10 protein-coding genes and 2 pseudogenes are annotated in these 13,431 nt (G+C 60.5%); 7 read left to right on the top strand and 5 right to left on the bottom strand.

All coding sequences use genetic code 11. The features are described 5' to 3' along the window. The gene (gene ntrC, locus B0O95_RS07095; protein WP_104077264.1) at window positions 1-1,557 is read left to right on the top strand and encodes a nitrogen regulation protein NR(I); all 1,557 of its coding nucleotides are present in this window, start codon (window positions 1-3) and stop codon (window positions 1,555-1,557) included. A 22-nt stretch (window positions 1,558-1,579) separates the two neighbouring features. On the opposite strand, the gene xth is transcribed toward ntrC, so the two are convergent. Further along, entirely contained in the window at window positions 1,580-2,359 is a 780-nt protein-coding gene (gene xth, locus B0O95_RS07090) for an exodeoxyribonuclease III (protein ID WP_104077263.1), read from the bottom strand. A gap of 420 nt (window positions 2,360-2,779) precedes the next feature. On the opposite strand from xth, the gene B0O95_RS16480 reads away from it, so the two are divergent. The 6 genes and pseudogenes from B0O95_RS16480 (at window position 2,780) to B0O95_RS07065 (ending at window position 6,792) form a co-directional block, all read left to right on the top strand. Next, window positions 2,780-2,899, top strand: a complete 120-nt coding sequence (locus tag B0O95_RS16480; RefSeq protein WP_233203193.1) for a 2-hydroxycarboxylate transporter family protein — start codon at window positions 2,780-2,782, stop codon at window positions 2,897-2,899. Between the two features lie 86 nt (window positions 2,900-2,985). Continuing rightward, window positions 2,986-3,392, top strand: a pseudogene (locus tag B0O95_RS07080) (IS5 family transposase); the annotation flags it as partial. Between the two features lie 223 nt (window positions 3,393-3,615). Next, window positions 3,616-4,323 carry a hypothetical protein gene (locus B0O95_RS15440; protein WP_158249457.1) on the top strand — a complete coding sequence of 236 codons (708 nt, stop codon included), beginning with the start codon at window positions 3,616-3,618 and terminating at the stop codon, window positions 4,321-4,323. Continuing rightward, window positions 4,298-4,594: pseudogene (locus B0O95_RS16475) on the top strand (DDE-type integrase/transposase/recombinase); the annotation flags it as partial. The gene B0O95_RS15440 and the pseudogene B0O95_RS16475, both read left to right, overlap by 26 nt. A gap of 144 nt (window positions 4,595-4,738) precedes the next feature. After that, window positions 4,739-4,990 carry a DUF378 domain-containing protein gene (locus B0O95_RS07070; protein ID WP_199180449.1) on the top strand — a complete coding sequence of 84 codons (252 nt, stop codon included), beginning with the start codon at window positions 4,739-4,741 and terminating at the stop codon, window positions 4,988-4,990. Between the two features lie 527 nt (window positions 4,991-5,517). Beyond that, window positions 5,518-6,792: an amidohydrolase family protein gene (locus B0O95_RS07065; RefSeq protein ID WP_104077261.1), complete on the top strand. Its 1,275-nt coding sequence runs from the start codon at window positions 5,518-5,520 to the stop codon at window positions 6,790-6,792. Window positions 6,793-6,807: 15 nt separating this feature from the next. Here the strand turns inward: B0O95_RS07065 and B0O95_RS07060 are convergent, their stop codons facing one another. From B0O95_RS07060 to fixL, 4 genes are all read right to left on the bottom strand, one after another. After that, window positions 6,808-8,904: a M3 family metallopeptidase gene (locus B0O95_RS07060; RefSeq protein WP_104077260.1), complete on the bottom strand. Its 2,097-nt coding sequence runs from the start codon at window positions 8,902-8,904 to the stop codon at window positions 6,808-6,810. Between the two features lie 141 nt (window positions 8,905-9,045). After that, on the bottom strand, window positions 9,046-9,897 hold the full coding sequence (gene folD / locus B0O95_RS07055) for a bifunctional methylenetetrahydrofolate dehydrogenase/methenyltetrahydrofolate cyclohydrolase FolD (protein WP_104077259.1): 852 nt from the start codon (window positions 9,895-9,897) through the stop codon (window positions 9,046-9,048). Between the two features lie 176 nt (window positions 9,898-10,073). After that, complete coding sequence (gene fixJ / locus B0O95_RS07050) at window positions 10,074-10,697, bottom strand: oxygen response regulator transcription factor FixJ (protein WP_104077258.1); 624 nt, start codon at window positions 10,695-10,697, stop codon at window positions 10,074-10,076. Continuing rightward, window positions 10,694-13,207, bottom strand: a complete 2,514-nt coding sequence (gene fixL, locus B0O95_RS07045) for an oxygen sensor histidine kinase FixL (RefSeq protein ID WP_104077257.1) — start codon at window positions 13,205-13,207, stop codon at window positions 10,694-10,696. The genes fixJ and fixL overlap by 4 nt, the downstream gene beginning before the upstream one ends. Window positions 13,208-13,431 lie beyond the last annotated feature (224 nt).

Below are 13,431 nucleotides of genomic sequence, written 5' to 3'. Positions count from 1 at the left end.
ATGAAGCCAATCTGGATAGTTGACGACGACCAGTCGATACGCTGGGTGCTTGAGAAGGCACTGGCGCGCGAGAACTTCGCCACCCGTAGCTTTACCGGTGTGCGCGACGCGCTGGCCGCATTTGAGCAGGACCAGCCGCAAGTGCTGGTCTCGGACATTCGAATGCCAGGCGGCTCGGGGCTCGAACTGCTCAATGCGGTGCGCGAGCATTGGCCGGAGGTGCCTGTGATCATCATGACAGCATTCTCGGACTTGGACAGCGCCGTCGCGGCCTTCCAGGGCGGGGCGTTCGAGTATCTGGCCAAGCCGTTCGACATCGATAAGGCGGTCGAGTTGATCCGTCGCGCCGTCGATGAGAGCATGCGCGGCGAACAAGGCTACGATGACCGGCTCGCCGAGGCACCGGAGATGCTCGGGCATGCCCCGGCGATGCAGGACATGTTCCGCGCGATCGGCCGGTTGTCCCATTCCGTCGCGACGGTGCTGATCACTGGCGAGTCCGGGACCGGCAAGGAACTGGTAGCCCGTGCACTGCATCGACACAGCCCGCGCGCCAATGGACCGTTTATCGCATTGAACACGGCGGCGATTCCGCAAGATTTGCTTGAGTCAGAGCTATTCGGGCACGAGCGCGGGGCGTTCACTGGCGCGCAGGCGATGCGGCAGGGTCGCTTCGAACAGGCCGAAAACGGCACACTGTTCCTGGACGAAATCGGGGATATGCCGTTCGATCTGCAGACGCGACTGTTGCGTGTGCTCTCGGACGGGCAGTTCTACCGCGTTGGCGGCCACAGTCCTTTGCGGGCGAACGTGCGGGTGATCGCGGCGACGCATCAGAATCTGGACACGCGGGTGCGGCAGGGATTGTTCCGCGAGGATCTCTATCACCGGCTCAACGTGATCCGGCTGCGGCTGCCGCCGTTGCGCGAACGCAGCGAGGACATTCCGCTGCTCACGCGGCATTTCCTGCAAAAAAGCGCGCGCGAGTTGGGCGTCGAGTCCAAGCGCGTCACCGATGCAACGCTGGCGTACCTAGTGTCGCTGCCGTTTCCCGGCAACGTGCGTCAACTGGAGAATCTGTGCAACTGGCTGACCGTGATGGCGCCCGCGCAGACCATCGAGATCAAGGACTTGCCGCCGGAACTGGTCACAGAGTGGCAATCGTCGACGCATGCCGTGGCCAATGAAGGGCTGCTGATCGGCGAGGCTGTCGGCGTCGCTGCCGGTGCAGCAGCGACGTCCCCGTCCGGCAATGCCCGCGCCGCAGCACTGTCGTGCAGCGGCGTGACGCCGCTGGCCGGTCCCGGCAGTGGCGCGTGCGCGCCGGTATTGCCCCAGGTCAGTGCATGGGAGGTCGGCTTGCGCACCGAAGTGGCGCGACTGCTGCGCGAGAACTCGGCTGAGGTGATGGACGGGCTGGCGCGCCGCTTCGAAGCCGCGGTGATCCGCGAGGCGCTGGACTTCACGCGCGGCCGCAAGGTCGAAGCCGCCGAGCGGCTTGGCATCGGGCGCAATACGATCACCCGCAAGATCCAGGAGCTGCACCTGGAATCATGACGGCGATCGGGGCGCTGCCCGCTTAGCGCTCCAGCGTCGCGATTACCGGCGCATGGTCCGATGGCTGGTCCCAGCGACGCGGAGTCTTGTCGATCTCGCACGCGCTGCAGCACTGCGCGAGCGACGGGGACAGCAGAATGTGATCGATGCGTAATCCTGCGTTGCGGCGAAAGGCCAGCATCCGGTAGTCCCACCACGAGAACGACTTATCAGGCTGCTCGAAGCAGCGAAAGGCATCGACGAGCCCGAGTTCGACGAGCGATCGGAAGGCATCGCGCTCCTCGGGGGACACGAGGTTCTGTCCTTCCCACGCTTGCGGGTCGTGCACGTCGCGATCTTCCGGCGCGATATTATAGTCTCCCGTTAGCGCAAACTGCGGGTGTATACGCATTTCGGCGGCAACCCATTTACGCAGCGCGGCCAGCCATGACAGTTTGTACGCGAATTTGTCGGTGTCTGGTGCCTGCCCATTGGGAAAGTAAGCGCTGACCACGCGCACGCCGTTGATGGTCGCGGCAATCAAGCGCTGCTGCAGGTCGTCAAAGCCGGGAATGTTCCGTATGACGACCGCTTCGTCGACCGGCAAACCGTCGCGTACGAGGATCGCGACGCCGTTATAGGTCTTTTGCCCGGAAAACCAGCTACGGTAGCCGGCCGCTTCGAGCGCCGCGCGCGGATACTTGTCGTCAGGCAGTTTCAGTTCCTGCAAGCACAATACGTCGACATGGCTCATGGCGAGCCAGTCGATGACGTGTTGCAAGCGGACTTTCAGGGAATTGATGTTCCACGTGGCGATTTTCATGTTTGAGTAAGTGCCGTGACAGGACTGGTTTTGCGGCTATGTTTCAATGGTAGTTGGCTATCGGGCTACCCATCTAGCTACCCACCTGGAGGTAGAGGAACCGATGGAAGCCGCTTATGATAGCTTTAGTCCGCTGCTTGACCCTCGCGGCTCTTGGTTGGCAACGGTGTTGGCCCTGCGACAAATTCGTCAGGCGGCAGCAGACTTAAGAATGTCCGGCAACTTTGGCTTTTGGCACGTGAGCCAGTCATCGTAACGCTCCTGTCGTAGGATTACGATGCCGAGCTTTGGTCCTCGACTTGTGGAAACGGCGCAGGAGCGGGTGTGCGCACCTTGCCACAGCACTTGTCACGGTGCTGGTACTGCTGGCAACCGGTTTTCTCGTTGGGCGTTGGTCACCGCGGCCAACGTCTGTCACTGATGCCGTTTGTGCAACTTGCTACCCGGATTGGTGGAGCACTTACAGTGATGGCGGCCCTGCTATGGTCGAGTCAATGTGTTCGACGCGAAAAAATAAACGCGTTTTGCCGATGTCAGTGACTTCAGAAAAATTGCGTGGCCATTGGACCAATAAGAGTCGCTAACGTAACCTGGACGTCAGGCCGTAAGCGCCGTATCCTGGTGTGATGGCAAGACGCAAAATCAGCAATGAATGGTGGGCGGTGCTGGAGCCGTTGATTCCAGCGTTCACGCCCTCACCCAAAGGCGGGCGTCGGCGCACTGTTGACGACCGGGCAGCATTGAACGGCATCGTGTATGTCCTGCATACAGGCATTGCATGGGAAGACTTGCCGCAGGAGCTCGGCTTGGGCAGCGGCATGACATGCTGGCGACGATTGCGCGACTGGCAGGCCGCAGGCGTGTGGAGCAGGCTGCATCTGGCGATGCTTTGCCGGTTGCCTGAACATGACCAGATTGATTGGGAGCGAGCGAGCCTGGATGCGGCCAGCGTTGCCAGTCCCCGGGGAGGCCACAGGAAACCGGCTCCAACCCGACGGACCGGGGCAAACTCGGGAGCAAACGGCATCTGGTCGCCTGGACATTCATATCGCCTTGCTCTGCTTGGCCGCGGCCGTTATCTGTTCGCGCTTCGTGGACGACTTGTGTTAGCGACTCTAAGTCTTCTTGTGCGCTTAAGGCAAGCCGCGAATTACAACATTGACAAGGCTGGGGAATTATGGAAGCGTTAGACTGTGAGGCTGGGCCTGCTATGGGCGCGTGGTGATCACTGATTACGGAAACAATGAAGGATGGCAATGGGACAGCGAGCAAAGAAAGCAAAAGCGCGACAAAGAGCTAGCGTTGCAAGAATTTTACATGAACATGAGGGAGAGCTTAGTTCATTTGCGCAGATGCAGCGGCATTACGATGAGCTACAAGAAATACTCAACACCGTTGCCTCGCGTTTAAACGCAACCGCTCGTCCAAGCCCAGCGATGCGCGAAATCGCCAAACGCGCTGCGGCTATCAATAAGTGGGTAGCGAGTGATCGACGGCAACAGGTGCCGGTGCGCGTGTTGGGGCGCTTGGGGGGCGATGTGGAAAGCGGTGTAAATAACTGGCTAGATCGGAATAGGTTAGCAGGTCGAGAACCAACGGCAGGGGAATTCCTTAATATCAACCCATTCTCAGATTGGTCTGGTTCAATCAATCAAGGTTGGATACAGGGAGCGTTTGATAGAGGTCATATGTTCCGCTTATTAACGGAGGTGCCTGACTATCTTGTCGATGCGCATAACAATGCCGCTCAAGATCCGACTGAGGAAAACATTAACCAATATAAAGAAATATTGAGCAATGAAAAGGAAAAATGGCAACATCGAAGCAGTGTTTTTGCAAAAGAGTTGATTGCGTGTGCTAGGAATGGATACGCCATTCACAAGGACGTAAATGGTAGAGGAAGCGTTATGCCAGGGGGTAGGCATAAGCTTTTAAAAGAGATACTACAAAAGGCTACTGTTTAAGCGCGATGTGACGGTGACGTATGAGTGGGTGCACCGCTGTTGCGACCCATCCGGCGGGCAGTTTGCTCCTTTAACGAAAGGTGTACGGGGTAAGCCTGGTTCGCCGTGGCATCTTGATGAAATGTTCGTGAATCTGCGCGACAGGCTGTATGCACTGTGGCGCGCCGCCGATGAGCGTGGTACCGAACTGGATGTGCTGCTGCAAAATCGCCGTGATAAATCCGCCGCCAAACGCGTCTTCAAAAGCGCGCCGCGCTCGGTTGAGACCGACTCGTACGCTTTCAGATAAACTTGCTTATACTTGATGCTGCGCCATAGCCATTCGACGACTATAGGAACCGTGCAGGCACGCTGTTTGCGGTAATCGCAGGCAGCTAGTTCATCCCGTTTCGTTGTATTTCTTTAGGAGATTGCTATGACTATCATGATCGCCTGTGGCGCACGTTCGAACCTACTCGACTGGATTGCCGGCGCGCTTGTCATCATTGGTGCTCTTAACTGGGGACTGGTCGGACTGTTTCAGTTTGATCTCGTCTCGGTGATGCTCGGCGTCGGATCGGTTGTGGCCCGTATTATTTACCTGCTGGTGGGGTTATCGGGGATTTACTGTCTGGTTAGGGCGTGCATTGCGGCCAAGGTTACAGCGTCCGACGACCGCGCGCATTGACCATACATGCGGTTACGCCGATAAAATAATGGTTGATTATCGCGTCCGTTATACGCAAACCGCGCGGGCGGATTGGTGCGACTATACCAATTCCTGATTGGGGAGGAATCGGATACGGCCGTCCGCTTGCTTGACGCAATCCGCTAGGGTGCCAACGTGCTGCGTACCTTTCCGCTGCGCACCTTTCCGTTTACTTGCCGCAAGGCTGAAGCAGGGAGTCCGTTTCTGGGCGAAGATCGATTCGGCAAACGCCCGGTCGTCGCCACGTGCAACCCTTCCGAGGTGTCCTTCTGCAGGGCATGCCTACGATAACAGTAAGTTTTATAATTACCGCGCATTATCTGTGCTCGGAAAGAAGCAATAGCAGGGCAATGCGCCATTCGCGCCATGTCGGCTTGAGAAGTGGCGCGTCAAATCCCATGCTTATCTTGCAGCGCGACATGCAGTGATAGGACAATTTTGCACTCCTAGTCCCAGCGTGCGACCAACATGCAACGTCAAAACGCCCTGACACAGAGAAGCTTCGGATGGATCTGATTATCCGTAACGCATCGTTGCCCGACGGGCGTACGCAAATCGACATCGGCATAAACGGTGCGCGTATTGTCGCGGTAGAGCCCGCGCTGGCGGCGACCGCATCACAAGAAATCGACGCGCAGTGCAACCTGGTCACGCCACCGTTTGTTGACGCGCATTTTCATATGGACGCAGCACTGTCGTATGGGTTGCCACGGGTCAACGCGTCGGGCACGCTGCTCGAGGGTATCGCGCTATGGGGTGAACTGAAGCCGACGCTCACGCAGCACGCCGTGCTCGAGCGCGCGCTGCAATACTGCGATTGGGCCGTCGCGCGGGGACTGCTGGCGATCCGCTCGCACGTGGACGTTTGCGATCCGAGGCTACTGGCCGTTGAAGCCCTTGTCGAGGTCAAGCGCCGCGTCGCGCCGTACCTCGATCTTCAATTGGTCGCGTTTCCACAGGATGGTCTGTTGCGCAGTCCTGGCGCTTTCGACAACTTGAAGCGCGCGATCGCGCTGGGCGTGGATGTCGTGGGCGGTATCCCGCATTTCGAGCGGACCATGGCCGACGGTGCCAAGTCGATCCGACTATTGTGCGAGTTCGCGGCGCAAAAAGGTTTGCGAGTGGATATGCATTGCGACGAATCGGACGACCCGATGTCGCGCCATATCGAGACGCTGGCTGCCGAAACGCACCGGCTTGGGTTGCAAGGCCGTGTTGCCGGCTCACATCTGACGTCGATGCACTCGATGAACAACGATTACGTGAGCAAACTGCTGCCCTTGATCCGCGAAGCCGGTGTGGCCGTGATTGCCAACCCGCTGGTCAACATCACATTGCAGGGGCGTGCGGACACTTATCCGAAACGGCGTGGCATGACGCGTGTGCCGGAAATGCTGGCTGCCGGCATCGATGTCGCGTTCGGTCACGATTGCGTGATGGATCCGTGGTATGGGTTTGGTTCGGGCGACATGCTGGAAGTCGCGCATATGGCGCTGCACGTCGCCCAAATGACCGGCGTTGATGCAAGCCGTGCTTGCTTTACCGCAATTACGCAGACACCAGCACGGATTCTGGGCCTCGAAGGATACGGCGTTGAGCCCGGCTGCCATGCCGACCTGGTATGGCTCGACGCACGCGATCCTGTCGAGGCGATCCGTCTGAGGGCTGCGCGGCTCGCGGTGATCCGGCGTGGCCAGGTGGTCAGCCGGCAACCCGCAGCGCAGGCGACGCTGGCGTTGCCCGGTCGCCCCGCATCGGTCAACTTCAAGCTGTGTCGGTGACGCACATCGGCTGCGTCATGCCGCATCGGCTTGCGCGGTCATGCCATTGTGCCGCAGCAGTGCATCGATACTTGGTTCGCGGCCGCGGAAAGCCTTGAACGACGCCATTGCGGAACGGCTGCCGCCGACTTCGAGTATCTGTGCGCGGTAGCGTGCTCCGGTTTCGCGATCGAGCACGCTGCCGCCGGTGCTGGCTGCCTCCTCGAACGCGGCATAAGCGTCGGCCGATAGGACCTCGGCCCATTTGTAGCTGTAGTAGCCTGCCGCATAGCCGCCCGCGAATACGTGGCTGAACGTGTTTGGCCATCGCGAAAACGGCGCTTGTGGCACGACATGGCAGCTATCGTTGACCTGGCGGGCTAGTGCGTTGACGCTCAGCTCGCTGTCGGGATCGTACGTCGTGTGCAGCAGCATGTCGAACTTCGAGAAGACGATTTGCCGCAGTGTCGCGAGCCCGCTTTGGAAGTTGCGTGCCGCAAGCATCTTGTCGAACAGCTCGCGCGGTAGCGGCTCGCCGGTGTCCACGTGCGACGTCATGCCGGTCAGCACGTCCCACTCCCAGCAGAAGTTCTCCATGAACTGCGACGGCAACTCGACCGCATCCCATTCGACACCATTGATGCCGGACACGCCCAGTTCGTCGATTCGCGTCAGCATATGGTGCAGTCCATGGCCGAACTCGTGGAACAACGTGATGACTTCATCATGCGTGAAGCAGGCTGGTTTGCCGCTGACCGGCGCCGAAAAGTTGCACGTCAGATAGGTGACCGGCGTTTGCAGTGTGCCGTCGGCGCGTCGGTGGCGCGAGCGCGCATCGTCCATCCACGCGCCGCCACGCTTGCCTTCGCGGGCATACAGATCTAAATAGAATTGGGCGAGCAACGTACCGTCATGGTTTTCGACGCGGAAAAACCGCACGTCCGGATGCCATGTTTCGGCCGCATCCGGCTTAATTAGTACGCCGAACAAGGCCTCGGTGACGCGAAACAGGCCCTGCAGCACTGTGCCTTCCGGAAAATATTGCTTGACTTCGTTTTCGGAGAACGCATAGCGCTTTTGCCGCAGCTTTTCGGACGCGTACGTGACATCCCACGGTTCGAGGCGTGCAAGCCCAAGTTCGTCGGCCGCGAATGTCTGCAGCTGTGCCCAGTCTTTTTCCGCATACGGCCGCGCGCGCCGCGCCAGGTCATCGAGAAATGCAATGACCTGCTCCGGGGAGTCGGCCATCTTCGGCTCGAGCGACACTTGCGCAAAATTCCGGTAGCCCAGCATCGACGCTTCTTCCGCGCGTAGCTTCAGCTGCTCGGTCATGTTTGCGGTGTTGTCCCACTGTGGTTTGCTGCTGCCATAGTCGGGCCCGAGTTCCGATGCGCGGGTCGCGTATGCGCGGTACATCGCCTCGCGCATCGGGCGGTGTTCCGCGTATTGCAGCACCGGAAAGTACGACGGGAAGTGCAGCGTGAATTTCCAGCCCGGCTTGCCGTCCTTTTCGGCTGCGTGGCGCGCCGCGTCGATCGCGTCCGCGGGCAAGCCCGCGAGCTGTGCGTCGTCCGTCACGAAATACGCGTACGCGTTCGTCGCGTCGAGCACATGGTCGGAGAACGCCTTGGACAGCGTGGCCTGCTGCTCCTGCAATTGCGCAAAGCGCGGCTTGCTGTGTTCTGGCAGTTCGGCGCCGGAAAGACGGAAATCGCGCAGCGCGTTGTCAAGGATCTTCTTGCGCGCGTCGCTCAACTGCGCATACGCGCTACTGGCCGCAATAGCCTTGTATTTTTCGTACAGCGCAAGGTTCTGGCCGACATTGGACCAGAACTCGGTCACGCGCGGCAGGTTCTGCGCGTGTGCCGCACGCAGTGCCGGCGTGTCGGCAACGGCATTCAGATGGCCAATCACGCCCCACGCGCGCGACAGCGGCTCGGTGGCCGCCTCGACCGGTTCGACCACCGCTTCCCAGGTGGCCGGCGTCTGCGGTGCACTGGCATGTCGTACCGCATCGTTCGCGGCTTCGAGCAGCACATCGAGCGCTGGGGTCACATGCTCGGGCCGGATCGATGCAAAGCGGGGCAGGTCTGCGAAATCGAGCAATGGATTGGGAGTAGCGGTTTGACCCATGATGTTCCTGTCATATCTTGAAAGAGTGGCGGCCCGGCGTGATGCACCGAGCTGCAGCGCCGCGCGCAACTTGTGACTATGATCTGGGGGCGCGTGCGGCAGTTTCCAGTCAATTATGCCCAATCCGGCACGACTGCACCGTCACCCGGCTGCGCGCTCGGCCGCTTCGATTGTGTTGACCAGCAGCATCGTGATCGTCATCGGACCGACACCGCCGGGTACCGGCGTGATGTAGCCGGCAACCTCGCGAACGCCGGCGAAATCCACGTCGCCGCACAGCTTGCCCTCGTCGTCGCGGTTCATGCCAACGTCGATGACGGTCGCACCGGGCTTGACCATGTCGGCCGTCACCAAATTGCGCTTGCCGGTCGCCGCGACGATGATGTCCGCGCTGCGCGTGTGCGCTGCCAGATCCCGCGTCTTGCTGTTGCAAATCGTCACGGTTGCACCGGCCTCGACCAGCAGCATCGCCATCGGCTTGCCGACAATGTTCGAGCGGCCAATCACCACTGCGTTGGCGCCAGCCAGCGGGATGCGTTCCGATTCGAACATTTTCATCACGCCGTACGGCGTGCAAGGGCAAAACAGCGGCTTGCCAGTCATCAACGCGCCCGCGTTGGCGACATGAAAGCCATCGACGTCCTTTTCCGGTGCGATCGCCTCGATGACCTTGTGCGCATCGATATGCGGCGGCAACGGCAGTTGCACGAGGATCCCATGGATCTGTGGATCGCGGTTCAGCGCGTCGATGCGGGCGAGCAGGTCGGCTTCGCTGAGTTCAGCTGGGTAGCGGTCATAGACCGAATGCAAACCGTTATCCTCGCACGCCTTGACCTTGTTGCGCACGTAGACCTGGCTGGCCGCGTTGTCGCCGACCAGCACCACGGCCAGGCCGGGCCGGTGACCGCGTGCGGCAAGCGCGGCGGCACGTTGCGCCACTTCGGCGCGCAGCTGTTTGGAAAGGAGGGTGCCGTCGATGATTCTGGCTGTCATGGCAGGTGGTGGGTCGGTTTATCGAAGCGCAAAGCGGTGGACGGCGCATGCTACACTGCGCTTGCATGGCAAGCGGCTGCATGCGGCCCGAAAGGGCTGATTATACTGCCACGGGCGACTGGCTTGGCCGCCTCAGGCGAGTGGCTTCGTTCGCGCGTCCGTTGCTTGACGCGCCCCTACTGCTTTTTTGATAAGGCCAGGCGCAGCAGGTCGGCCACCGTGTTCACGTTGAGTTTTTCCATGATGTTCGCGCGGTGCGCCTCGACTGTCTTGATCGAGATGCCGAGATCGTCGGCAATCTGCTTGTTCAGCCGCCCGGCGGTGATGCGCTCGAGCACCTGGTGCTCGCGCGCGGTCAGTTTGGACAGGCGCTCGGCGGCCGACCGCTGCTGCTGCGCGGTCGAGTTTTCGGTGCGGGCACGCTCGAGCATGCGCTCGACCAGTTTGCGCAACTCGGCTTCGTCGAACGGCTTTTCGATGAAATCCATCGCGCCTTTCTTCATCGTCGACACGGCCATCGGCACGTCGCCGTGGCCAGTGACAAAAATGATCGGCAGCATTGCATTCTCGGCAACCAACTTTTCCTGCAACTCGAGCCCGCTCATGCCGGACATGCGCACGTCCAGGATCAGGCAGCCGAGCTGCGATGGCTGGTAAGCATCGAGAAACTGTTCGGCGCTGGAGAAGCACTGGACACGGTAGCCATTGGCCTCGAGCAGCCAGCGCAGCGAGTCGCGGACTGCCTCGTCATCGTCGACAACGAAGACGGTTTCTTGTTGTGTGGTGACTGGGCTGTTCATAGTTCTCCCGTAACAGTTTGCGGCGCGGTCGCTGCGGACCCATGCTGCGTGGGTTCTTCGGTTTCGCCAAATGGCAACGTGAAATGAAAGGTACAGCCGGTCACGAGGCCGTCGGGCTCGATATTGTTGACGACCCACAGACGTCCCCGGTGGGACTCGATAATCGAGCGGCAGATGTTTAGCCCCATGCCCATGCCATCCGACTTGGTGCTGTAGAACGGCTCGAACAGGCGCTCGGCGGTGGCCTCATCCACGCCCGGTCCTTGGTCGACCACGCTGATGCGCACGCACTGATCATCGGCGACGATGCGCACCTCGACGCGGATCACTGGATCGATCGCGTTGGGGCGGGCATCAGCCATCGCCTCGGCGGCGTTTTTCAGCAGGTTCACGAGTACCTGCTCGATCAGTACCGGGTCGACGTTGATGACCGGTAGTCGCGCGCGCATGTCGGTGACGATGCGGATGCGCCGCTTGCGCGTCTCGATCTCGGCCAGGCCGACCGCATCCGCGATGATGTCGCTGATCTTCGTGCGTTGACGCTTCGGCTCGCTGCGTTTGACGAATGCGCGGATGCGCTTGATGATCATGCCGGCGCGCACCGCTTGCTGCGACGTTTTCTCGAGCACCGGTAAAAGGTTTTCTGGCGACGTGCGGCCGGACTTCACCAGAGCAACGGTGCCCGATGCGTAGTTGTTGATCGCCGCCAGCGGCTGGTTCAACTCGTGCGCTAGTGACGAGGCCATTTCGCCCATCGTCATCAAGCGGCTGGTGAACTGCAGCTTTTCGTCCTGTTGCTGCGCCAGTTCCTGGGCTTGCTTGCGCTGCGTGATATCCGTGGCGATTTGCATCTGCGCAAGATGGCCGTCGACCCACTGGATGTATTGCCGACGCACCTCAAACCACTTTTGGATGCTTTGCACGTAGATTTCGCACGCGTCCGACGTGCTTTCAGTCAGCGCGGCGGCCGGCAGGCCGGCGTAGGTGTCCACTAGATCGATCGAGTCGTTCGACGCCTGGGTCGCCGTGTCAAAGCCGGAACCTGCCAATTCCAGGTGTCCGTCCGGGCGGATACCGAATAGATGCCGGTAATAGCGGTTGGCAAACAGCAGTTCGGCCTGGTCTGCCGCCAGCACCGATACTGCCGCGTCCAGCGACTCGAGTACGGTGGTGAAGCGCTCATGGGCGGCGGCCAGCTCCTCGCGCGCACGCTTGGGCTCGGTGATGTCGGTCATCGACGACATCCAGCCGGTCTGGCGCCCGGCGCTGTCGATCAGCGGCGATACATACAGCCGCGCGTAAAAGATTGAGCCATCCTTGCGGCGCACCCGTAACTCGAACCCCGACGAGGGTGCTTTGCCGCGCAGCGTCATGTCGAGCTGCCGATGCATCTCCGGGTAGGCTTCGCGCGGCCAGTACGGGAATGGAGCGGTTTTGCCCACCAGGTCGCTTTCGTCCCAGCCGGTCATCCGGCAAAAGGCCGGGTTCACGTGCGTGATGCGTCCTTGCATATCGAGCACGCGCATGCCGATCAGCACCGAGTTTTCCATCGCGCGTCGGAAGAACGCTTCCGCGTACAGCGCCTGTTGCGCCTCGAAGCGCTGCCGCGTGTGCTTCCATAAGCTCCACAGGCTCCATAACACGAAGCACGACAGGCCGGCGACTAGCCACACCAGCGTGTTGTTCGTGAAATTGGTCAGTTGCGGATACGAGTACACGCGCACCGCCAGGCTATGGCCCGGCGGATCGAGCGGCAGGTCGTAATACGCATCGCGCGGCAGCCGCGGGCGGGTGGACGTAGTGGACAACTCGCGGTGGTCCGAATCGATGATCGAGATCTTGTACTTCGCGGACAGCTCGGCCGGAATGTCGTGCTTGAGCATGCCTTGAACCGAGAACACGGCGGCCACCGTGCCGAGGAACGCGCGCTCATGGAAGATCGGCGTTTGCAGCGTCACGTAGCCGTTGCGCAAGTCGTCGTAGAGCAGCGCCGAGTAGATCTGCCGGCGCGAGGCACGTGCTTCAGTGAACGAAGCGCGGATCGCATCGTACAATTGCGCATTGTTTGGCTTGGCCAGCCGCGAGCCGACGTGCGGCTCCGGGGTGCTGGACCAGTGCGGCGTCTGCGAGCCGTCGAGCCAGTTCATGTAGATGATTTCCGGATGGCTTTGCATCACGGCGCTGGCGGCCGTCTGGAAGGTCCGCGCGTCACCATGACCGGCGGCAATGTCGCGCGCGAGGGCGGCAATGTGTTCCTGCGCGCTCGTCATTGACAGACGGATCTGTTGCTGTGCCCACGCGACGTTGCGATACAGCGTGTTTTCCTGCTGCTGTTGCTCGCGCCGGTTCAGGCTCCACAGAATCAGGCTCATCACGATCAGGAACACCACGATCGACACGAGCGGCGTGAGCAAATAAGAGTTGGACCACCACGGGCCGTGGTGCCAGCGGTTGGGCGGCGGCGTCGGCCCGGGCCGCGCTGCACGAGCGAGGAGCCGTTCGGTCAACATAGAGAAGATTGTAGCGCAGGGTTAAAAGCACAAAGCGAGCAGTTCGCGGCAACGCAGCGATAGAATCCAGACGGATGCCAGATTTTCGGGTTGCGCTGCAACAATTTTTCATATTGCGAGAAATCATCTCGTCATTTGAAAATTTTGTTGCGCTGGCTCAGACCGGGTCTTTACAATTCGGTGGCCACCCGGCCAGGATGCCGCTTCCGGCGGCGCGCTCCCGC

Source organism: Mycetohabitans endofungorum (assembly GCF_002927045.1).
GTDB lineage: Bacteria > Pseudomonadota > Gammaproteobacteria > Burkholderiales > Burkholderiaceae > Mycetohabitans > Mycetohabitans endofungorum.
Note: the sequence above shows the minus strand (reverse complement) of the source record. Positions and strands in the feature narration are given on the sequence as shown.